The sequence below is a fragment of the Desulfurispora sp. genome (genome assembly GCF_052744395.1).
In genome coordinates this window covers 1-20650 of sequence record NZ_JBRAJI010000007.1, presented here as the reverse complement: position 1 = coordinate 20650, position 20650 = coordinate 1, and the positions used below count along the sequence as shown (strand labels likewise).

Genomic DNA, 20650 nt, shown 5'->3' with positions numbered 1-20650 from the left:
CGGAAAAGCGGCTATCCTGGTATTATCTGGAGTGACAGGCCGGGAGAGGCAGGTGGGGATGTTGCGCTTGTATACGCTGGAAGGGCTGCTGCTGAAGAGCGTGCCCTGGGGAGAAGGCCACCGCTTGCTCACCTTTTTCAGTCTGGAGGAGGGCAAAAAACAGGCGCTGGCCTATGGCGTGGAGAAAACGCACAGCAAAAAGCGGGGCAGTGTGCAGCCGTACAGCCGGGCGGTGCTGCAATTGCGCCGGGGCCGGGAGCTGGATACCGTGGTGCAGGCCGGGCCTGTGTGCCTGTACCCGGCCCTGCACAGCAGCCTGGAAGGGCTGACGGCGGCCGCCTATGTGGCCGAGCTGGTGGATGCCTTCACCATGCCGGAGGAACCTTTTCCCCGCCTGTTCCGGTTGATTGATACAACCTGGCAGGGGATGGGCCGGGGTTATGACCGGGTGCTGCTGCGGGCCTTTGAAATGCGCCTGCTCACGGTGATCGGTTACCGGCCGCACCTGCAAACCTGTCTGGAGTGCGGCAGCGACCTGCAGCAGGCCACCGCTTTTTTTGTTGCGGCCCAGGGCGGCCTGCTCTGCCGGGATTGCACAGAGCAGGCGGGTCTGTCCGGGGTGCGGCTGGGGCCGCCGGAACATCTGGCCCTGCTCCAGCTGCTGTACCGGCCGGCGGAGCAACTGCCCGCAATTAGCTGGCCCGAGCCGGTAGCCCGTAAAGTCAAGCATATTTTACGCGATTTCATGTTATATCATTTGGAAAAAAAATTGCCGGCCATGCAGTTTTTGGACTGGCTGGACGGTATGGACCTGCGCTAAAGTGGAAAAGATTATTCCAGAATGATCTGTGAATAATCGACAGGATGGTGAAAGGTTCATGGATGAATTGCAAAAAATTGATGCCATTCGTTCCCGCACCGGGGTCAGTTACCGTCAGGCCCGGGAGGCGCTGGCGGCGGTGGGCGGAGATGTGGTGCAGGCGCTGATATACCTGGAAGAAAACCGCATTGAACCGGAGGGGGAAGCGGAATCCGAGCTGCGCAGCCGGGGCCGGGAGCTGGCCGAAAAGGTGCAGCAGCGCAGCCAGGAGCTGGTGGGGCAACTGAAAGGGATGGTGGCCCGCAGTCAGGAGACTAAAATCAAAATCAAACAGGGCGATAAAACCGTGCTGGAGGTTCCGGCAGCGGTGGGCGCGTTGGGGGTGCTGGGGGCGCTGGCCAGCAGCGAGCTGGCCATTTTAGCCGCGCTGGGGGGTATGACGGCGCTGGCCAAAAAGTACAGCCTGGAAATAGACCGCCCCGGGGAGAAAAATGATTTGGTGTCGGGTCAGGATGATTTTTGAAGTTGCTTGACTTCGGGTGGTAATTCTGGTAAATTGAATGAGACAGTGCACCTATAGCTATTTGCCTCTCGTCGCGTGATATTTTTCTATCAGGACGGGAGGTTTATGTTTTTAAAATGCCGGTGGATTATTTGTGAGGAGGGAAACAGGTCAGCGTATGAATTTTCAAGAGATCATCCTGGCCCTGAACAAATTCTGGGCCGGACAGAACTGTCTCATCCAGCAGCCCTATGATATAGAAAAGGGGGCCGGTACCATGCACCCGGCCACTTTTTTGCGGGCCCTCGGCCCGGAACCCTGGCGGGTGGCCTATGTGGAGCCCTCCCGGCGTCCCACCGATGGGCGTTACGGCGAAAACCCCAACCGGTTGCAGCACTATTACCAGTATCAGGTCATTCTGAAGCCTTCGCCCGATGATGTGCTGGAAGTCTATCTGGAGAGCCTGCGGGCCCTGGGCATTGACCCGCAAAAACACGACATCCGCTTTGTGGAGGACAACTGGGAATCTCCCACCCTGGGGGCCTGGGGGCTGGGCTGGGAAGTGTGGCTGGACGGCATGGAGATCACCCAGTTCACCTACTTCCAGCAGTGCGGCGGGATCGACTGCCACCCGGTGTGCGCCGAGATCACCTACGGCCTGGAACGTCTGGCCATGTTCATCCAGGGCAAGGACAGTGTCTTTGACATCATCTGGGTGGGCGATGTGACATACGGCGATGTGCACCACCAGGGCGAAGTGGAGTATTCCCACTACAATTTTACCGCCGCCGATGTGGACATGCTGCAGAAAATGTTTGAAATGTTTGAAGCCGAAGCGCTGCGCCTGGTGGAAAAGCAGCTGGTGCTGCCGGCCTACGATTATGTGCTGAAATGCTCACATACGTTCAACTTGCTGGATGCCCGGGGGGCCATCAGTGTGACCGAGCGCACCGGTTACATTCACCGGGTGCGCAACCTGGCCCGCAGCTGTGCCCAGGCTTATGTGCAGCAGCGGGAGGAAATGGGTTATCCGCTGCTGAAAAAATCCTGGGGAGGCAGGGAATAGGATGATGGAGAAAACATTTTTGCTGGAAATAGGTATGGAGGAAATGCCGGCCCGCTTTGTTTCCCCGGCCCGGCAGCAGCTGGCCGAACAGGCGGCCGGGCTGCTGGAGCAGGAGCGGCTGCCGTTCGGCCGCATCCGGACCATGGCCACGCCGCGCCGGCTGGCCCTGCTGGTGGAGGGGCTGGCGGAAAAGCAGGAAGCCCGGGTGGTGGAAGCCAAAGGCCCGGCCGTGAAAGTGGCTTTTGACCAGGACGGCCGGCCGACCCGGGCGGCGGAAGGCTTTGCCCGCAGCCAGGGTGTGGCCGTGACCGATCTGGTGGTGCGCCCGGTGGGCCCCGTGGAGTATGTGTTTGCCGTCAAGCAGGAAGAGAGCCTGCCGGCGGTGCAGGTGCTGCAGCATATTCTGCCCCGCCTGCTGGCCGGACTGCATTTCCCCAAACCCATGCGCTGGGGCAGCCAGGAGGTGCGCTTTATCCGGCCGGTGCGCTGGCTGGTGGCTCTCTACGGCAGCCAGGTGGTGCCCTTCAGCTTTGCCGGCTGCCAGTCGGGCAACGTGACCACGGGGCACCGCTTTCTGGCGCCCCGGCCGCTGGTGGTGGAGAGTCCGGAACAGTATGTCGAGCTGCTGCGCCAGGCTTTTGTGATTGTCGATCCCGCCGAGCGGCAGAAAATAATCTGGCAGCAGATCCAGCAGGTGGCCGCCGCCGCGGGCGGGCGGGTGGAGCCCGATCCCGAGCTGCTGGAAGAAGTGACTAACCTGCTGGAGTACCCGACCGCTTTTCTGGGCAGTTTTAGTGAAACTTACTTGAGTATGCCCCGCGAAGTGCTGGTCACCCCCATGCGCGAGCACCAGCGCTATTTCCCGGTGCTGGACCGGGCGGGTAACCTGCTGCCCCACTTTGTGGGAGTGCGCAACGGCACCGCCGAGCACCTGGACACGGTGCGGGCCGGCAATGAGAAAGTGCTGCGGGCCCGCCTGGCCGATGCCGCCTTTTTCTGGCAGGAAGACCTGAGAACCAGCCTGGCCGACCGGGTGGCGGCACTGGCCCGGGTGACCTGGCAGGAAGCCCTGGGCACCATGCTGGACAAGGTGGAACGCCTGAAAAAGATCGCCGCGTTTTTAGCCGGTCAGCTGGGGGTGGACAACGCCCAGGCCGCAACAGCAGTGCGGGCGGCCCACCTGTGCAAGGCCGACCTGGTTACCAGCATGGTTTACGAGTTTCCCGAACTGCAGGGCATTATGGGCCGGGAATACGCCCGGCGGCAGGGCGAAGCGCCGGAGGTGGCGCAGGCCATCTATGAGCATTATCTGCCGCGGTTTGCCGGTGACGAGCTCCCCGGTACCCTGCCCGGACAGATCCTCTCCCTGGCGGAAAAAATAGACAACCTGGTGGGCTGCTTCGCCATCGGCCTCATCCCCACCGGTTCCCAGGACCCCTATGCCCTGCGCCGGCAGGCCCTGGGCATCTGCCATATTGTCCTGGCGGGGAAACTGACCTTTTCCCTGTCCCGCTTGATTGAGGAAACCTATCAGGCCTATGCCGGGATTAACCTGCAGGCGGACTGCCGCAAGGTGCAGGACGAACTGCAGGAGTTTATCGCCCAGCGGATGAAAGGGCTGCTCCTGGAGAGCGGTTACACCTACGATACGGTGGACGCCGTGCTGGCGGCCGGCGTGGATGACCTGCTGGCCGTGCGGGAGCGCTGTGCCGCACTGCAGGAAGTGCGCCAGGATGCCGCTTTTGCGGCCGCGCTGACCGCTTTCACCCGCGCAGCCAACCTGGTGAAAAAATATGCGGGGGCGGCGCTGCATCCAGACCTGCTGCACCATCAGGCCGAAAAGGACCTCTACCGGGCGCTGCAGGATGTGCAGGCTCGGGTAGCCGGGCACCTGGCTGCCGGCCGGTACGCGGCGGCCTTTACCAGCCTGGCCAGGCTGAAAGAGCCTGTGGACAGCTTTTTTGATCAGGTCATGGTCATGGTGGAGGATGCCGCGGTGCGGCAGACCCGCCTGGCCCTGCTCCAAATGGTCACCGACCTGACCCGCCCGCTGGCCGATCTGTCCAAACTGGTGGTGTAAAAATTACCCGTGCCCCGTATAGCGGGCACGGGATTTTTAATAAAATTTCGCGGGCACTGGTACTGGAAATGGCAGCAGTTAGCATATATAATATAATCCATAAGGTAATTAGTATAGCATATTTACTCGCAAGGGGCGATGTAATTTGCAGCTCACCGAGCGGCAGGCAGCCATACTGGAAATAGTCAAGAGAAACGGCCCGATTACTGGTGAGCAAATTGCCGAAAAGCTGTCGCTGACCAGGGCCACTTTGCGTCCTGATATGGCTATCCTGACCATGGCCGGTTTGATTGAGGCCCGGCCGCGGGTCGGTTACTTTTACAGTGGCAGAAGCTTGAGCCGGCTGGCGGCAGAGAAGCTGCACCAGATGACGGTGGGCGAGGTGAAATCGGTTCCGACCGTGGTGCCCGAGCAGTGTTCGGTTTATGACGCGGTGGTGACCATGTTCATTGAGGATGTCGGGACCCTGTTTGTGGTGAAGGAAAACGGGCTGCTGGAAGGCGTAGTGTCGCGCAAAGACTTTTTAAAAATAACCATTGGCGGACACGATATCCACAAACTGCCCGTGGGCGTGATTATGACCCGCATGCCCAATGTGGTTACGGCCACGGTGGACGAAACCGTCTGGTCGGCAGCCCGCAAGCTGATCACGCATGAGGTGGATGCTCTGCCGGTAGTCCGGCCGGTGGAAGGCGTGAAAGGTGCTCTGGAGGTAATTGGCCGGTTCAGCAAGACCACTGCTACCAGAATTCTGGTGGAAATGGGAGAAGAAAGCTAGGAGGGGTTGGCCATTAGCGCTCTTTTGGATAAACCCGTTATTTATATTATTTCCGACTCCATCGGCGAGACGGCCGAACTGGTGGCCAGGGCCGCGGCCAGCCAGTTTGAGGGCGGACTGGTTGATGTGCGGCGCGTTCCCTACGTGAACGATCCCGAGGAGATCCCCGATATTGTGGAAGAAGCCGCGGCTTTTAACAGCGTGATTGCCTACACCCTGGTGCTGCCCCAGCTGCGGGAAGCGCTGGTTCGGGAGGCGGCGCGGCTCGGGGTGCCGGCCGTGGACATTATTACGCCCATGCTGGACGCGCTGGAAAAGGCTACCGGACGGCCGCCCCGCCTGGAGCCCGGCCTGGTGCGCAAAATGGACGAGGAATACTTCCGGCGGGTGGAGGCCATTGAATTTGCCGTGAAATACGATGACGGCAAGGACCCGCGGGGGATTCTGCGGGCCGACCTGGTGGTGCTGGGGGTAAGCCGCACTTCCAAGACGCCCCTGTGCATGTACCTGGCCCACAAGCGGATCAAGGCGGCCAATGTACCGCTGGTGCCCGAGGTGGCGCCTCCGGAAGAAATTTTCAGCCTGCCGCCCCACAAAGTGGTGGGATTGACCATCAAGCCGTCCCAGCTCAATGAAATCCGCCGGGAGCGGCTGAAAACCCTGGGCCTGACTTCCAACGCCGACTATGCCAGCATGGAGCGCATTTTGCGCGAGCTGGAATATGCCCAGGAAATCATGCGCCGGGTGGGTTGCCCGGTGATTGACGTGACCAACAAGGCTGTGGAGGAAACCGCCAGCAAGGTTCTGGAATTATATTACAGGGGGGAAAGATATGTCCGTTAAGAAGTATGTCTATCTGTTTGCAGAGGGCAGCGCCGACATGAAAAACCTGCTGGGTGGCAAGGGCGCCAACCTGGCCGAAATGACCAACATCGGCCTGCCGGTGCCGCCCGGCCTGGTCATTACCACCGAGGCCTGCAAGGAATTTTACGCCTGCGACAGAAATTTCCCGCCCGGCATGGAGGAGCAGGTGCGGGAATACATAAAAGTGCTGGAAGACAAGACGGGCAAGCGTTTTGGTGACCCGCAAAATCCGCTGCTGGTGAGCGTGCGCTCCGGCGCGCCCATCTCCATGCCCGGCATGATGGATACCGTGCTCAACCTGGGCCTGAATGATCAGACGGTGCAGGGTCTGGCGGCTACGGCCGGCGACGAGCGCTTTGCCCTGGACTGCTACCGGCGCTTCCTGAACATGTTTGGCGATGTGGTGCTGGGCATTGAGCACCACAAGTTTGAGCGGGTGCTGGAGCACGCCAAACAGCGCCGGCAGGTGGAGTTCGACAACCAGTTGACTGCCGAAGACTGGCGGGGCGTGGTGGAGGAGTACAAGAAAATTATTGAGCGGGAAACCGGCGCACCCTTCCCCCAGGACCCCGTGGAGCAGCTTTTCCGGGCCATCTACGCCGTTTTCAATTCCTGGAACAATGACCGGGCCATCGTCTACCGCAAGATCAACAAGATACCAGATGATTTGGGCACGGCGGTCAATGTGCAGGTGATGGTTTTCGGCAACCTGGGCAACGACTGCGGCACGGGTGTGGCCTTTACGCGCAACCCGTCCACCGGGGAAAATGTGCTGTACGGCGAGTATTTGATCAACGCCCAGGGCGAAGATGTGGTGGCCGGCATTCGCACCCCGCAGCCCATTGCCACCCTGCAGCAGGAGATGCCCGATGTGTATGCACAGTTTGTGCGCACCTGCCAGCTGCTGGAAAAACACTACCGCAATATGCAGGATATCGAGTTCACCATTGAGCGGGGCAAACTCTACATGCTGCAGACCCGCACCGGGAAACGCACTGCCCAGGCGGCCATCAAGATTGCCGTGGACATGGTGCAGGAAGGCCTGATTACCAAAGAGGAGGCCGTGTTAAGAGTGGAGCCGGCCCAGCTGGATCAGCTGCTGCACCGGCGGATTGATCCCTCGGCCCAACTGGAAGTGATCGCCCGGGGGCTGCCGGCATCGCCGGGAGCGGCTTCCGGCCAGGTGGTCTTCGACGCCGATGAGGCCGAGCGGCTGGGCAAGCAGGGCGAAAAGCTGATCCTGGTGCGTATGGAAACCACACCGGATGATATTCACGGCATTGTGGCGGCCCAGGGCATTCTCACCTCCCGGGGGGGCATGACCAGCCACGCCGCCGTGGTGGCCCGGGGCATGGGCAAGCCCTGCGTGTGCGGCTGTGAGGCGCTGCGCATCGACTATGAGCGGGAAGAGTTCACCGTGGGACAGCTGGTGATCAAAAAGGGCGACCTGATTTCCATTGACGGGGCCACCGGACAGGTCATGCTGGGGCAGGTGCCCATGATTGACCCGGAAATTTCGCCGGAATTCCAGCAGCTGCTCACCTGGGCCGATGAGATCAGGGCCATGGGCGTGCGGGCCAACGCCGACACGCCCGAAGATGCGGCCAAGGCCCGCGAGTTCGGGGCGGAAGGAATTGGCCTTACCCGTACCGAGCACATGTTTATGGCGCAGGACCGCCTGCCCATTGTGCAGCGCATGATCCTGGCCGCGGGGCCCGAAGAAAGGGCCGCGGCGCTGGAGCAGCTCTTGCCCATGCAGGAAGGCGATTTCTACGGCATTTTAAAGGCCATGGCCGGCCTGCCGGTGACCATCCGCCTGCTGGATCCGCCCCTGCACGAGTTTTTGCCCAATGCCGAGGAGCTGGCGGTGGAAATTACCCGCCTGCGCCTGACCGGCGGCAGCGCAAAAGAAGTGCGGGAAAAGGAAGACCTGCTGCGCAAGGTGCGGGCCCTTTCCGAGTTCAACCCCATGCTGGGCCACCGCGGCTGCCGCCTGGGGATCACCTTCCCCGAGGCTTACGCCATGCAGGCCCGGGCCATTTTCCGCGCTGCCGCCCGGCTGGTGCAGGAAGGCGTGGAAGTGATTCCCGAGGTGGAAATACCGCTGGTCATTGATGTAAACGAGCTGCGCCTGCTCAAGGAAATGGTGCACCAGGTGGCCGGCGAAGTGATGCAGCAGTTCGGCGTGCACTTTGAGTACACGGTGGGCACCATGATTGAAGTGCCGCGGGCTGCGCTGCTGGCCGATGAAATCGCCCGGGAAGCCGAGTTCTTCTCCTTCGGCACCAACGACCTGACCCAGACCACCCTGGGCTTCTCCCGGGACGATGCTGAAGGCAAATTTATGAGCGAATATCTGGACAAAAAGATTCTGCCCGAAAACCCCTTTGTGGTTTTAGACCGCAAGGGCGTGGGCAAACTGATGCGTCTGGCCGTGGAGCTGGGCCGGCAAACCCGTCCCGGTTTGCTGGTGGGTATCTGCGGCGAGCACGGCGGCGAGCCTTCTTCGGTGGAGTTCTGCTATGAAATTGGCCTGGACTATGTCAGCTGCTCGCCCTTCCGGGTGCCCATCGCCCGCCTGGCCGCTGCCCAGGCCACGGTGAAACACGGCCGGCGCCAGCGCAGCTAGCTGATTGAATCATGGACCTGCTGGGGGGCCCGGAACATGCTCCGGGCCCTCCTTTTTTACTTAAAAAAAAGTGCGGGTTATTTGCTGCGGAAAAGGAAATAGAGAACCAAAAGCGAAATATTTTGTAGCGATTTCCTCTGTCAGGCGTTTTATGGTAACAGAAAGGGGCATGGGCTGTGGGTGGTTTGACCGATCCGGATATTAATCGAATGCTGCACCAGGTGCTGGAACTCCTGCCTTACGGTGTGCTCTGTTTGAACCGGGAGGGCATTACGGTTTATTTGAACCAGGTGATGGCCAGATATCTGGGAGAAGAAAAAGCCGCTTTAATCGGCCGTCCCTTCCCGGAAAAGCGGGCCGAAGGGCAATGGCTGGATCACAAAGGCAGACCGCGCTATCCCCTGCTCTTTACCTTGCAGACCGGTAAAGAGCTGACCAAGCAGCCCTGTCTGGTGAGCAGCCAAAACAGCAGCCTGCCCCGGTCTTTTACGGTAACGACCCATTTGCTGCGCGATGAGGAAAATAAAATCATTGGGGTTTGCGGCTTTTACCATCCGGCCGCCCAGCAGTGGAAGCTGGTCGGGGAGCGAGAGAGCAGCACCATTGCGCCCAGTGAGCATGTGGAAACCGTTTTTGCTTTTGCCGAGGCCATTGGCGCCCGGGACTATTACACCATGGGCCACTCCGAGAAAGTGGCCGAGTATGCCCGCATGCTGGCCGAATACATGGGCCTGGACGAGAAAATGGTGGAAATGGCCTACCTGTGTGGCATTGTGCACGATGTGGGCAAAATAGGAATACCGGAAGACATCCTGAACAAACCGGGCCGCTTAACCGAGGAAGAGTACGAAATAATTAAAAAACACGTGGAAAAGGGCATAGATATCCTGGCCTGCATCAGCTGGCTGGAGGAAATCATCCCCGTGATCCGGGCGCATCACGAGCGCTATGACGGCACGGGTTATCCCGAGCAGCTGCAGGGGGAAGAAATCCCGCTGCTGGGCAGAATAATTGCGGTGGCCGATGCCTTTGATGCCATGACTTCCAACCGGAGTTACCGCAGGGCGCTGCCTCTGGAAGTGGCGGTGGAAGAACTGGAAAAGAATGCCGGACGGCAGTTTGATCCCGCTGTGGTGCGGGCCTTTATCCAGATGCTGAGGGAGTTGTCTTGATGCCTGCTCAAAAGCGCCTTTTCTGGGCCATTGATCTGCCGGAGGAAATCATCCGGCGGGCCGGCCGGTTTCAGCAGCAGCTGGTGCCTCTGGCGCCCCGCGCCGGCTGGGTGAAGCCGCAAAACATGCACATCACCCTGGTTTTCTGGGGCGAGCAGGAGACTGGCCTGATCGCGCCCGCTGTGGCCGCGGTGCGGGAGGCCCTGCAGGGGGCGCGTCCTTTTACCCTGAAAATTGGCCGGCCGGGATATTTTGGCCGGAGGAGTTCCCCGGCGGTGCTCTGGCTGGGCCTGGACGGCGAGCTGACAGCGCTGCACGCTGTCCAGAAAGCGCTGGAAGAAGCCCTGACCGGGTTTAATCACCGGCCGGAAAACCGCTTTCATCCCCACCTCACCCTGGCCAGACTGAAAAAAACCCAGCCTGCCGCCGCCTTACTGTCCAAAGTGGAGGAGCTGGCCGGTTCGGTGGAAAAATGGCCGGATTTTACCATCGACCGGGTGCAGCTGGTGGAAAGTGTGCTGCGGCCCGGCGGGCCGGTGTATACCGTTCTGGAAAAAATTATGCTGACATAGAGGAAGGTGTAACAGGTGCTCATTGTCTTGCTCAACGGCAGTCCCAACAAAAACGGCAACACTGCCGCCATGCTGCAGGTGGCGGAAAGCGAATTACGCGGTCACTGCGAAGTGGTCACCCTGCAGGCGGCGGAGATTTTGTCCTCGCTCAAACAGCCTTTTTGCGCCGCCTGTGCGGCCGATTGTCAGGGGAAATGTTACCGGGGAACCGCTATGGAAACGGCGGCGCAAACGCTGCGGCGCGCCGATGGCCTGATCATGGGCAGTCCGGTGTACTTCTGCACGGTCAGTGCCCAGCTCAAGGCCTTCTGGGACAAACTGCGGCCCCTGCGCAAGGAGAGAGCGCTGATCAATGTGGTTGGGGGAGCGCTGGCCGTGGGTGCGGCCCGCTTCGGAGGGCAGGAGACCACGCTGCGGGCCCTGCAGGACATGATGCTCTGTCAGGGGATGACCGTGGTTGGCGACGGCTTTGCGGCGGATGATGCCGGCCATCAGGGCGCCTGCGCCCAGCGCCCGGCGGCGGAAGACCAGGACGGGCTGCAAAGAGTGCGCGTCCTGGCCCGGCGGGTGCTGGAGGTGGCCGGGGCCACCGCGGCGCTGCGTCAAAAAAAGAGCCTGCCCTGAGCATCTCCCCCGGTAGGAAATTCCAGAATTGCCGGGGGTGTCTTTTTAAGCCACCAGGCAGGGGGGATCATATGCACTGGCGTGCGGTGACTGAAGAGCGGGAAGAAAAACTGCTAAGCACCCGGGCCTGTCTGAGCCGGCAGAGCCGGGGCCGGGCGGTGCCGGAGGAGCCCTGCCCGGTGCGCACCTGTTTTCAGCGCGACCGGGACCGGATTATCCACGCCAAGAGCTTTCGGCGGCTGAAGCACAAGACCCAGGTATTTATTATCCCGGAAGGCGACCACATCAGAACCAGGCTGACCCACACCCTGGAAGTGGCCCAGATCTCCCGCACGGTGGCCCGGGCGCTTTCCCTCAATGAGGATCTCACCGAGGCCATCGCCCTGGGGCACGACCTGGGCCACACTCCCTTCGGCCACGCCGGGGAAGAAGTCTTGAGCCGCATCCACCCCGGCGGTTTCAAGCACAATGAGCAGAGTCTGCGGGTGGTGGATATACTGGAAGGAAAGCAGGGCCTCAATCTGACCTGGGAAGTGCGCGATGGCATTCTCAACCACACCGGACCGCACCTGCCCGCCACCCTGGAAGGACAAATTGTGCGCATCTGCGACCGGATCGCCTACATCAACCACGATATTGACGACGCGCTGCGGGCCGGCATTCTGACCTCCGCTCAGCTGCCCGCCGACTGCCTGGCCGTGCTGGGACAGACCCACCGCGAGCGCATCAACAACATGGTCATGGACTTGATCAGCTACAACCAGGACACGGCGCAGATTGCCCTGAGCCCGCCTTTTCAGCAGGCGGCGGACCGGCTGCGCCAGTTCATGTTCGAGCATGTTTACATCGGTTCGGAAGCCAAGCGGGAAGAGCGCAAGGCCATGCATGTGGTGGAATTTTTATATAAATACTTCATCTCTCACCCCGCGCTGCTGCCGGACGAGTACCGCCAGCGGAGCGAGGCCATGGGGCTGGACCGGGTGGTTTGTGACTATATTGCCGGCATGACCGACCGTTACGCCATCAGCATGTTCAGCGACCTGTTCATACCGCGCGCTTTCAGCAATATAGCCCTGGAAGCAGGAAAATGAGAAAAAGCAGCGAATATTCATAGTGCCAGCGAATAATCCGGGAAGGTAAATTTCTTTTAAGTAAATATTCTGGTCGCTGCTGGCAGGATTTAAGCGATAATTGTAGAACTTAAGCATTTGCACGGTTGTATAGAGAATCAGGTGAAGGAAATGGGGCGAATACCTGCTGAAATCATTGACCAGGTGCGCATTGCCAGCGATATAGTCAGTTTGGTCAGTGAATATGTGCGGTTGACCAAAAAAGGGCGCAACTTTGTGGGTAATTGCCCTTTTCACCAGGAACGCGATCCTTCATTCACAGTTTCTCCGGATAAGCAGATATTCTATTGTTTTGGCTGCCACGCCGGCGGGAATGTTTTCAAGTTTTTAATGCTGGCGGAAAACATCGACTTCCAGGATGCCGTGCGCCGGCTGGCCGACCGGGCGGGCATTAGAATACCGCCAACCGGTGACCCGGCCGCCGCCCGGCGGGCCGCGGAAGAAGAACGCGTCTGGAAGATCAACCAGCTGGCCGCGGCCTATTACCACCGCCAGCTGCTGGAAGCGCCGGGCGCTCAGGAAGCCCGCCGCTACCTCCAGGAGCGAGGTTTGAGCGAACAGACGGTGCAAACCTTTCAGCTGGGGTATGCCCCGGCAGCCTGGGACGGGCTGCTGAAGTACCTGCAGAGCCAGCAGGTGGAACCGGCCGAGGCGGTGCGGGCGGGTCTTTTGGTGGCCAGTGAGCGGGGAGGTTACTACGACCGCTTTCGCCACCGGATCATCTTTCCCATTCACGATCAGGCGGGCCATGTGGTGGGCTTCGGCGGGCGGGTGCTGGACGACAGCCAGCCCAAGTACCTGAACACACCCGAGACCAGTTTTTTCAATAAAGGCCGCCTGCTGTACGGCCTGCACCTGGCCAGGCGGTCCATTCAGCAGCTCAATCAGGCCGTGCTGGTGGAAGGCTATATGGATGTGATTGCCGCCCACCAGGCCGGAGCCACCAGCGCGGTGGCCACGCTGGGAACCGCGCTGACCGAACGGCAGGGCAAGCTGCTTTTGCGCTACACCGACACGGTGTATATAGCCTACGATGCCGATAACGCCGGACAGCAGGCCACCTGGCGGGGGCTTGATGTGCTGCAGTCCCTGGGTCTCAACCTGTATGTGGTGGAGCTGCCCGACGGCAAGGACCCGGATGAGTATTTCCGCCGGCACAGTCTGGCCGACTGGCAGCAGTTGCTGCGCCGTTCGCGTTCCCTGCTGGAATATAAAATAAATATTCTTAATAAGAATAACAGTGCAGCCCGGGCGCTGCAGGAAATATTGCCCGGTCTGGCCGCCATCACCAGCCCGGCCCGGCAGGAGGAAGGCGTGCGCTTGGTGGCGGCAGCGCTGGGGCTGAGCTGGGAAACAGTAAGGGAAGAATTAAAGCGCTATGCGGCTTTACCGGAAAAAAAAGAGCCAGAAACGGATAAAATTGTTAAAAACAAACATAATATAATAAAAGATAGTAAAATTGTCCCGGCCTGGCAGCGGGCCGAACAATATTTGCTGCGCCTTTTGATAGAGCATCCGCAGTATCTGCCGGTTGTGCAGTCCCGCCTGGGCGATGCTTTCTGGCAGGAGCCGCTGCACCGGGAGATTTACCAGGTATGCTGTGCCGCCTGGCAGCAGGGAGGCCGGGTGGATCTGCCGGCCCGGCTGGACAGCCTGGCGCCGGAGGCGGCCAGGATTGCGGCGCGGCTGCTGCTGGAAGATGTGCCGGTGCCGGATGGGCAGCGTCTGCTGGATGATTGCCTGGCGGTGATCCAGAAAAACCTAGACCGCCAGAAAAAAAATATGCTCATCAGCGCCATCCAGGCTGCCGAGAAAAACGGTGACTGGGTGACCGTGCATCAATATATCAAACAGCTACAGAGTTTGCAGTGACCATGGCATGGCCCGGGAAAGGGGGAGTGGAAAAGTGAGCGAAGAGCAAAAGGTCAGCGGCGTCAAGGAGCTGATCGAAAAAGGGAAAAAACGGGGCATGTTGGCTTACAGCGAAATTATGGACAGCCTGCAGGGGCAGGACATGACGCCGGACCAGATGGATGAGATTTATGAAAAGCTCGCCGGCCTGGGTATAGAGGTGGTTTCCGAACTGCCCGAATTGCCTGAACTGGAATCCCTGGACGGGCCAGGTTTAGATACACAGCCGGAAGAAGTGGATCTGGATCTCAGTATACCCGAGGGTATTGGCATTGATGACCCGGTACGCATGTACCTGAAAGAGATCGGCCGCGTTCCCCTGCTGACGCCGGAAGAAGAAGTGGAGCTGGCCAGGCGCATGGAGCAGGGCGATGAAGAGGCCAAGCGCCGGCTGGCCGAAGCCAACCTGCGCCTGGTGGTGAGCATTGCCAAGCGTTATGTGGGGCGGGGGATGCTCTTTCTGGACCTGATCCAGGAAGGCAACCTGGGCCTGATCAAGGCGGTGGAAAAGTTCGACTACCGCAAAGGATACAAGTTCAGCACCTATGCCACCTGGTGGATCAGGCAGGCCATCACCCGGGCCATTGCCGACCAGGCCCGCACCATTCGCATTCCGGTGCACATGGTGGAGACCATCAACAAGCTGATCCGGGTCTCCCGGCAGCTCTTGCAGGAGCTGGGGCGGGAGCCCCTGCCGGAAGAAATAGCCCGGGAAATGGGCATCTCCGAAGAAAAAGTGCGCGAGATCATGAAGATTGCCCAGGAGCCGGTATCGCTGGAAACCCCCATAGGCGAGGAAGAGGACTCGCACCTGGGCGACTTCATCGAAGATGCCGATGCCCGGGCGCCGGCCGAGGAGGCTTCCTACACCCTACTGCGGGAGCAGCTGGATGAAGTGCTGAAAACCCTGACCGATCGGGAACAAAAGGTGCTGCGCCTGCGTTTCGGGCTGGACGACGGCCGGGCCCGCACTCTGGAGGAAGTTGGTCAGAAGTTTGGCGTGACCAGGGAGCGCATTCGCCAGATTGAAGCCAAAACGCTGCGCAAACTGCGTCACCCCAGCCGGAGCAAGAAGCTGAAGGATTATCTGGATTAATCCCCCCGGGGTGCGGTGCCTTTTCGCTGCCGCGCCCCGATTTGCTTTCTGAACCGGCCAGCGGGCCGGCATCCGTCCCGGACGGCTTTCGGGCGGGGCAAATTCTAATTTCCGAAAAAAAATGCCCCGCACCCTATTGACGCAGTCCGGGGCAATATGTATAATAACTATTGCACCGTTCCCCGATAGCTCAACGGTAGAGCAACCGGCTGTTAACCGGTAGGTTGCAGGTTCGAATCCTGCTCGGGGAGCCACTTTATCCGGGCCTATAGCTCAACGGTAGAGCATCCGGCTCATAACCGGCTGGTTCCAGGTTCGAATCCTGGTGGGCCCACCAGCAGTGATCCGGCCCCTTGGTCAAGTGGTCTAAGACACCGCCCTTTCACGGCGGTAACACGGGTTCGAATCCCGTAGGGGTCACCATTCATGGGCGATTAGCTCAGCTGGGAGAGCACATGCCTTACAAGCATGGGGTCGGCGGTTCAAGCCACCCAAAATGCGTTTCCCTGCGGGCTCAGAGCCCTACTTGGGAGCATAGCTCAGCTGGGAGAGCGCCTGCCTTACAAGCAGGAGGTCACAGGTTCGAACCCTGTTGCTCCCACCAAAGCAAATATCAGAAAAAGAGAGTAGCACCGGAGTTAACCTTCGGTGTTATTTCTTTTTTCACCCCAAAGAAATCCACCACCACCCGGTCCGGGTAGACGTCAATCCGCTTGATCACCTGCCGCAACGCCAGCTTTTTCTCCCCGTCGGTCATGTTTTCCCAGTCCTGCCGCAGTGCGGCGGCCGTGGATGCCATCAACTCTGCGTTGGCCAGCGTCTGTTCCGCTGCAGCCGCCTCCAGCTGCTCCAGCTTATCCACAAGCATTTTCTCCTTTTCCAGATACTCCCCATTCTTTTGCGCGAACTGCTCCCGGGTGATCAGCCGGTGGTCGTAGTAATCCGCAAACAGCTCCCGCATCACTGCCCGCAGCCTGTCTAGCTCCGCTTTGATCTGCTCCACCGTTGCGGTGTCTTCCCGGGTGGCTATCGCCTCGGACAGCGCCCGCCGGGCCTCGGCCAGGAGAGTAGCGTCATCCGCCAGACAGAAGACCAGCTCGATAATTTTATCCTCCAGGCTGTACTTGTCCAGCAGCCGGGTGGCGCAGGCCGCAGCGTTCATCTCCCGCCTGGTCCGGCACATGTAGCGCAGCACCCTGCCGTGCCAGTTGCCGCTACTGTCGTAATACACCCGCCCGTTTTTCACAATGGCCCAGCCGCTGTGCCCACAGTGTGTGCAGTAGAGCAGGCCGCTGAGTAGGTGGGGCGACTGCTGGGCACGATTGGGAATCTGTCGGGGGGCCTGGGCGCGGTGCCACAGTTCGGCCTCTACAATGGCCGGAACCGCTCCGGGAATCGCAATGCCATCATACTCCAGCACGCCCATATACACCGGGTTACCGATGATGTACTTTACGCTGTCCTCCGACCAGTGCAGACCCCGGCGGGTACCGTGCCGCGGCGCAAAACCCCGGGCCGTCAGCTCTTTGGCAATTTTTAAATACCCATTACCGGCTGCGCGCATTTCAAAAGCTAAAACAATGGCCGGTGCCTCCTGCGGATTGATCACCAACTGTTTGTCCTGCAATTCATACCCATACGGTATATGCCCACCATTCCACCGGCCCCGGCGAGCGGCCGCCAGCTTGTTATCCCGCACCCTTTCGGCAATCATCTCACTTTCAAACTGGGCGAAGTCGGCCAGAATATTGCGCAAAAGACGACCCACCGGCGTGCTGGTGTCAATGTTCTGGCTGATGGAGACCAGGCTGCAGTCGTGGCTTTCCAGCACCTCCACATAGTGGTGAAAATCCTTTACATTGCGGCAGAAGCGGTCCAGCTTGTAAACCATACAGATATCGTACAGCCCTGCTTTGATGTCGCTGATCATTTCTTGAAAACCGGGGCGGCGGTCAGAGCGGCCGGAAATATCAATATCCTGGTAGATGCGCAACAAATCCAGCCCCATCAGGCGGGCTTGCAGCTCGGCCTTTTCTTTTTGCTGCTCCGGGGAGATGCCATCCTCCCGTTCCCGGGATACCCGAATATAAGTGCAGGCGCGGCGCAGTTTGCTCATTTCCATCCCCCGTCTTTGTACAGAACCTCCGGCAAACTCAGCCGGAATCTGACCAGGTCTTCGGTCACTTCAAAATGCCCTGCCAGCTCCCAACATTCGACAATCCCCTGGCGGAAGGCCTGCATTAACCTGTCCATTGGGATTAAATGTCGGGCTGCCCAGCGCAGTGCCAGATATTCGGCCCGACTGATTTCAATGCGTTGGCGGTAGTGGAAAAAAGTATGCGGCAAAAAGTTGCCCGCGGTGGTGAAGTGGTGGCCGATTTCTTCTGCCAGCACACAGCGCAGGTAGGCACGGGGCGCCTGTCGCAGGGAAGTGGCCAGGCCAATCACCGGGGGCATCCCGGCCATGGCCAGGTAGACCGCTTCCAGGGGTGGCTGGAAATCCCACCATTCAATCACAATCCCCTCTTTTTCGGCAAGCTCGAACAGATTTGTCGGTATAAAATCACCTGCCCGGAATTGACGAATAATGTCGAAGATCCCTTGTAAATCAAAACCTGCTATTCCACCTCTGGATAGCAGGTTTTTTAGTCTTTCTTGACGCCATATTTGCGCAGTATGTATTCTTGGAATTCCTGCAGGCTTCTCTTGGCCTCCTCGGGAAGCTCTTGCAAGGGATCATCGGTGCGGTGGGCGGCAAGAGTGGCGCTTTCGTATGCCGTTTCACCTGGCCCGTCGACAAGGTAGTCTACCGAAACGTGCAGTATTTCGGCCAGTTTGCTCAGCATTTCCGGGGTTGGCTTGCGTTGCCCGCGCTCGTATCTGTTGATCGTAGCGTCGGACACATTAACCATTTTGCCCAGCTGGATCTGGGTAAGGCCCCTGCTCTCGCGCGCTTTCTTCAATCTTTCCCCCAGGCTCATTCAACCATCACCACCTTACCATACTGGTAATTGTATTCTACCACATCAGCAGGGAAAAAGGAATCGTATTTACCAACATGGTAATAAAACCATTGACATTACCATTATGGTAGGATATAATCGAGGGCAGGAGCTACCATATTGGTAGGATGGAGGGGTGGCACAGCAAATGAAGCGGCGCGTGGACTTCGCCAAGATCAGAGCAGTAAGAAAACAAAAGGGCCTTACCCAGGAGCAGATGGCGCGGGCCATAGGTTATAGATCCGCCGCAGCAGATAAATTCAGGCATTGAACACCACCAGCAAACAGACCCACTCCCCGCCCCCCTTCCGGGCCGGCCCGTGCCGCCGTCCCAACCGGAGGCCGCAGCCGCCGCACGAGTGCAGGAAGCCCTGCAGCAGGCCGGTATCCTGGCCCCCTCCCCGGTGCAGGTGCAAAAACTCACCGCCTGGCTTACGGCCGGGCTGGAACTGGAGGTGGTGCTGTGGGCCATTGAAAAGGCCGCCCTGGCCAATGTGCGGCGGGTGGACTACATCGACGCCATCTGCCGGAATCTCTACAATGCCGGTGTGCGCACCCTGGACCAGGCCCGGGATGAATCCTCCCGCCACGCAGCCGCCCGGCAGCGTCCGGGCAGCCGGTGGCAGTCCAGAGCCGCCCCACCGCCCGGTGATGCGCCTGCCGAAGACCCGGAGCAGGCCGCGGCCAGGGAGAAAAAGCGCCGCCTGATTGAAAGCCTGTACTGCAACTGAAAGCCTGTACTGCAGTTAAAAAGCCGTATTGCAATTGAAAAGCTGCGCTGCAGCTGAACGATGGGAGGTACGCCATATGAGCAAAGCCGATTTCACCGCCCGGATCAAGAAGATTGAGATCCTCAACAAGTACACAGCCGAAAGCTGGAAACAGAGCATCCGGGTGATCCTGGATGAAATAGAACTGAGCAACGAAAACCTGTTGGAGCTGCGCCAGTTCAGCCCCAATGAAGAAGTGCTGGTGGTGCTGAGCAGCGTCCAGCGCGGGCTGTTCGACCACCTGGCCGGCGGGAAGATGGCTGGAAAAACCACCGAGTCTCCGGCAACTGTCTCGTCCGGCCCGGCGTATGAGGCGCCGCCGGCAGGGGACGGGCGGGGCAGTGGGGAGGGGAAAGCCCCGCTGCCAGCCGAGGAGCTGGTGCAGGGTGAGGAGGAGGGCGGCGCCTTTGTCACCGTGCAGGAAGAACCCTTCATCCCGGCTGAAGCTGCCCTGCATAGCTGGAGCTTTGAGCCGGAGCCAGGCTACAGTGCCGGCGATGCCCGGCCCGGCTGGAGTCCGGCCGGCCAGGAAGTAGAGCGCAGCGAGCTGGCGGCACCCCGGATCAGCCACGGCAGGTGAGGTGGCCACATGCAGCGAATTACTATCACGGTGCCCGGCCGCCCGGTGCCCAAACAACGCCCGCGCCTGGGCCGCAACGGGTACGTCTACACACCGGAAAGAAGCCACGACTATGAAAAGCACATCCACTGGCTAGCCAGAAAGTACTGCCGCCGACCCTGCCGTGGGCCGGTCAGCCTGAGCCTGACCGTGTACCTGGCCAGCCCCGGCGGAGACCTGGACAACTATGTGAAGGCGGTCTGCGACGGGCTGAACCGGGCCGCCTATGTGGACGACAGGCAGGTGCGGCACATTCAGGCCAGCCTGGTCATTGCGCCGGATGTGGAGGAGCGGGCGGAAATTATTTTGGAGTGTGAGGAGGAGGAGTATGCTTAAACTGAGCAGTGAGGAAGTCTGCAGCATTGTCAATGCCATGAACGTGGCCATGGGATTCTACGAAATCACCGGCCGCCAGAAAGAATACAGCCTGGCCCGGCAGCTCTTTGAGCTGGTCAGGTACTGCGACATCTACCTAGACACCGGCCTGGTGCCGACGGAAAAGCTGGGCGAACTGCTGGAGAAAAGGCAGGCCATGCTGCGGGGCAATGTGGTTATTGAATTCCCACTGCCCGTAGACGAAGACGATTCAAACGAATTGAGCGCCCGGGCCAAGTTTGCCGGCGTGGCTAGGAAGATTGGGCAGCTGGAAAAAGAAAAGCAAAACTAACAGCCACCCCCCGTGCTTTTGTGCAAGCCGCGAAAAGCGCGGGGGGTGGTTTTTGCGCTTAAGCGCCGGCCCCGGAGCGCCATGCGCGCAGGGGCCGCAGGGGCGGCACTCCCCGGTCGGTATAGGCGGGCCCCGGGTACTGCAGAGGAAATGCCCCAGGCCCGGGGCGCAGCACCACCGGTGGCCGGTCCGTCGCCGGTGGCCGGTCCGTCGCTGGTAGCGCGGGTCCGCTCCCGTGCGGGCCCCGGGCTGCCTTCCGGCCGCCCGGGGCTTTATCCACGCCACGCCCAGGCGGCCCGCTTCCGTCCACCCGGCAGCCGGCCGGGTGGCTCTCACAGGCCGGGCAAC

The 20650-nt window shown here is 60.0% G+C and carries 21 protein-coding genes and 4 tRNA genes; 22 read left to right on the top strand and 3 right to left on the bottom strand.

The features are described from left to right. Nucleotides 1–58 precede the first annotated feature (58 nt). The 17 genes from recO (at nucleotide 59) to ACUVTU_RS02960 (ending at nucleotide 15848) form a co-directional block, all read left to right on the top strand. The gene (gene recO, locus ACUVTU_RS03040; RefSeq protein ID WP_445888491.1) at nucleotides 59–820 is read left to right on the top strand and encodes a DNA repair protein RecO; all 762 of its coding nucleotides are present in this window, start codon (nucleotides 59–61) and stop codon (nucleotides 818–820) included. Between the two features lie 58 nt (nucleotides 821–878). Next, entirely contained in the window at nucleotides 879–1343 is a 465-nt protein-coding gene (locus ACUVTU_RS03035) for a DUF4342 domain-containing protein (RefSeq protein WP_445888490.1), read from the top strand. Nucleotides 1344–1500: 157 nt separating this feature from the next. Next, complete coding sequence (glyQ, locus tag ACUVTU_RS03030) at nucleotides 1501–2388, top strand: glycine--tRNA ligase subunit alpha (protein WP_445888489.1); 888 nt, start codon at nucleotides 1501–1503, stop codon at nucleotides 2386–2388. A 4-nt stretch (nucleotides 2389–2392) separates the two neighbouring features. Continuing rightward, complete coding sequence (gene glyS / locus ACUVTU_RS03025; RefSeq protein ID WP_445888547.1) at nucleotides 2393–4468, top strand: glycine--tRNA ligase subunit beta; 2076 nt, start codon at nucleotides 2393–2395, stop codon at nucleotides 4466–4468. 145 nt (nucleotides 4469–4613) lie between these two features. After that, a complete protein-coding gene (locus tag ACUVTU_RS03020) occupies nucleotides 4614–5246 on the top strand; it encodes a helix-turn-helix transcriptional regulator (protein WP_445888488.1) in 633 nt (210 codons plus the stop codon). A 6-nt stretch (nucleotides 5247–5252) separates the two neighbouring features. Next, nucleotides 5253–6089 (top strand): pyruvate, water dikinase regulatory protein, encoded by an 837-nt coding sequence (locus tag ACUVTU_RS03015; RefSeq protein WP_445888487.1) that lies wholly within the window; start codon nucleotides 5253–5255, stop codon nucleotides 6087–6089. Then, the gene (ppdK, locus tag ACUVTU_RS03010) at nucleotides 6079–8739 is read left to right on the top strand and encodes a pyruvate, phosphate dikinase (RefSeq protein ID WP_445888486.1); all 2661 of its coding nucleotides are present in this window, start codon (nucleotides 6079–6081) and stop codon (nucleotides 8737–8739) included. The genes ACUVTU_RS03015 and ppdK overlap by 11 nt, the downstream gene beginning before the upstream one ends. A 176-nt stretch (nucleotides 8740–8915) precedes the next feature. Beyond that, a complete protein-coding gene (locus ACUVTU_RS03005; RefSeq protein WP_445888485.1) occupies nucleotides 8916–9911 on the top strand; it encodes an HD domain-containing phosphohydrolase in 996 nt (331 codons plus the stop codon). Continuing rightward, the gene (thpR, locus tag ACUVTU_RS03000) at nucleotides 9911–10483 is read left to right on the top strand and encodes an RNA 2',3'-cyclic phosphodiesterase (protein ID WP_445888484.1); all 573 of its coding nucleotides are present in this window, start codon (nucleotides 9911–9913) and stop codon (nucleotides 10481–10483) included. The genes ACUVTU_RS03005 and thpR overlap by 1 nt, the downstream gene beginning before the upstream one ends. A gap of 15 nt (nucleotides 10484–10498) precedes the next feature. Then, complete coding sequence (locus ACUVTU_RS02995; RefSeq protein WP_445888483.1) at nucleotides 10499–11107, top strand: flavodoxin family protein; 609 nt, start codon at nucleotides 10499–10501, stop codon at nucleotides 11105–11107. A 71-nt stretch (nucleotides 11108–11178) separates the two neighbouring features. Beyond that, nucleotides 11179–12198 (top strand): deoxyguanosinetriphosphate triphosphohydrolase, encoded by a 1020-nt coding sequence (locus ACUVTU_RS02990; protein ID WP_445888482.1) that lies wholly within the window; start codon nucleotides 11179–11181, stop codon nucleotides 12196–12198. Nucleotides 12199–12348: 150 nt separating this feature from the next. Next, nucleotides 12349–14109, top strand: coding sequence for a DNA primase (gene dnaG / locus ACUVTU_RS02985; protein ID WP_445888481.1), 1761 nt, complete (start codon nucleotides 12349–12351; stop codon nucleotides 14107–14109). A 34-nt stretch (nucleotides 14110–14143) separates the two neighbouring features. Continuing rightward, a complete protein-coding gene (rpoD, locus tag ACUVTU_RS02980) occupies nucleotides 14144–15244 on the top strand; it encodes an RNA polymerase sigma factor RpoD (protein WP_445888480.1) in 1101 nt (366 codons plus the stop codon). Between the two features lie 179 nt (nucleotides 15245–15423). Then, a tRNA-Asn gene (locus ACUVTU_RS02975) sits at nucleotides 15424–15498 on the top strand. Nucleotides 15499–15506: 8 nt separating this feature from the next. Next, a tRNA-Ile gene (locus ACUVTU_RS02970) sits at nucleotides 15507–15581 on the top strand. A 10-nt stretch (nucleotides 15582–15591) separates the two neighbouring features. Then, a tRNA-Glu gene (locus tag ACUVTU_RS02965) sits at nucleotides 15592–15667 on the top strand. 105 nt (nucleotides 15668–15772) lie between these two features. Further along, nucleotides 15773–15848, top strand: a tRNA-Val gene (locus ACUVTU_RS02960). A gap of 9 nt (nucleotides 15849–15857) precedes the next feature. Here ACUVTU_RS02960 and ACUVTU_RS02955 read toward each other — a convergent pair. From ACUVTU_RS02955 to ACUVTU_RS02945, 3 genes are all read right to left on the bottom strand, one after another. Further along, nucleotides 15858–17360: a recombinase family protein gene (locus tag ACUVTU_RS02955; protein ID WP_445888479.1), complete on the bottom strand. Its 1503-nt coding sequence runs from the start codon at nucleotides 17358–17360 to the stop codon at nucleotides 15858–15860. After that, nucleotides 17357–17791 (bottom strand): ImmA/IrrE family metallo-endopeptidase, encoded by a 435-nt coding sequence (locus tag ACUVTU_RS02950; RefSeq protein WP_445888546.1) that lies wholly within the window; start codon nucleotides 17789–17791, stop codon nucleotides 17357–17359. The genes ACUVTU_RS02955 and ACUVTU_RS02950 overlap by 4 nt, the downstream gene beginning before the upstream one ends. A 98-nt stretch (nucleotides 17792–17889) precedes the next feature. Beyond that, entirely contained in the window at nucleotides 17890–18225 is a 336-nt protein-coding gene (locus ACUVTU_RS02945) for a helix-turn-helix domain-containing protein (protein WP_445888478.1), read from the bottom strand. A 169-nt stretch (nucleotides 18226–18394) separates the two neighbouring features. On the opposite strand from ACUVTU_RS02945, the gene ACUVTU_RS02940 reads away from it, so the two are divergent. From ACUVTU_RS02940 to ACUVTU_RS02920, 5 genes are all read left to right on the top strand, one after another. Then, complete coding sequence (locus ACUVTU_RS02940) at nucleotides 18395–18517, top strand: helix-turn-helix domain-containing protein (RefSeq protein WP_445888477.1); 123 nt, start codon at nucleotides 18395–18397, stop codon at nucleotides 18515–18517. Between the two features lie 49 nt (nucleotides 18518–18566). Beyond that, nucleotides 18567–18977, top strand: coding sequence for a DnaD domain-containing protein (locus ACUVTU_RS02935; protein WP_445888476.1), 411 nt, complete (start codon nucleotides 18567–18569; stop codon nucleotides 18975–18977). A gap of 76 nt (nucleotides 18978–19053) precedes the next feature. Further along, entirely contained in the window at nucleotides 19054–19596 is a 543-nt protein-coding gene (locus ACUVTU_RS02930; RefSeq protein ID WP_445888475.1) for a hypothetical protein, read from the top strand. Between the two features lie 9 nt (nucleotides 19597–19605). Continuing rightward, entirely contained in the window at nucleotides 19606–19971 is a 366-nt protein-coding gene (locus ACUVTU_RS02925; protein WP_445888474.1) for a RusA family crossover junction endodeoxyribonuclease, read from the top strand. Beyond that, complete coding sequence (locus tag ACUVTU_RS02920; RefSeq protein ID WP_445888473.1) at nucleotides 19964–20302, top strand: hypothetical protein; 339 nt, start codon at nucleotides 19964–19966, stop codon at nucleotides 20300–20302. The genes ACUVTU_RS02925 and ACUVTU_RS02920 overlap by 8 nt, the downstream gene beginning before the upstream one ends. The last annotated feature ends 348 nt before the right edge of the window (nucleotides 20303–20650 follow it).

Bases quoted from the DNA above. Each gene is read 5' to 3' on its own strand.
- ACUVTU_RS02990 (WP_445888482.1), top strand. From the start codon at position 11,179: ATGCACTGGCGTGCGGTGACTGAAGAGCGGGAAGAAAAACTGCTAAGC.
- ppdK (WP_445888486.1), top strand. From the start codon at position 6,079: ATGTCCGTTAAGAAGTATGTCTATCTGTTTGCAGAGGGCAGCGCCGAC.
- ACUVTU_RS02940 (WP_445888477.1), top strand. From the start codon at position 18,395: ATGAAGCGGCGCGTGGACTTCGCCAAGATCAGAGCAGTAAGAAAACAA.
- glyS (WP_445888547.1), top strand. From the start codon at position 2,393: ATGGAGAAAACATTTTTGCTGGAAATAGGTATGGAGGAAATGCCGGCC.
- recO (WP_445888491.1), top strand. From the start codon at position 59: ATGTTGCGCTTGTATACGCTGGAAGGGCTGCTGCTGAAGAGCGTGCCC.
- ACUVTU_RS02945 (WP_445888478.1), bottom strand. From the start codon at position 18,225: ATGAGCCTGGGGGAAAGATTGAAGAAAGCGCGCGAGAGCAGGGGCCTT.
- ACUVTU_RS02930 (WP_445888475.1), top strand. From the start codon at position 19,054: ATGAGCAAAGCCGATTTCACCGCCCGGATCAAGAAGATTGAGATCCTC.
- ACUVTU_RS02920 (WP_445888473.1), top strand. From the start codon at position 19,964: ATGCTTAAACTGAGCAGTGAGGAAGTCTGCAGCATTGTCAATGCCATG.
- glyQ (WP_445888489.1), top strand. From the start codon at position 1,501: ATGAATTTTCAAGAGATCATCCTGGCCCTGAACAAATTCTGGGCCGGA.
- ACUVTU_RS02925 (WP_445888474.1), top strand. From the start codon at position 19,606: ATGCAGCGAATTACTATCACGGTGCCCGGCCGCCCGGTGCCCAAACAA.
- thpR (WP_445888484.1), top strand. From the start codon at position 9,911: ATGCCTGCTCAAAAGCGCCTTTTCTGGGCCATTGATCTGCCGGAGGAA.
- ACUVTU_RS02955 (WP_445888479.1), bottom strand. From the start codon at position 17,360: ATGAGCAAACTGCGCCGCGCCTGCACTTATATTCGGGTATCCCGGGAA.
- ACUVTU_RS03035 (WP_445888490.1), top strand. From the start codon at position 879: ATGGATGAATTGCAAAAAATTGATGCCATTCGTTCCCGCACCGGGGTC.
- dnaG (WP_445888481.1), top strand. From the start codon at position 12,349: ATGGGGCGAATACCTGCTGAAATCATTGACCAGGTGCGCATTGCCAGC.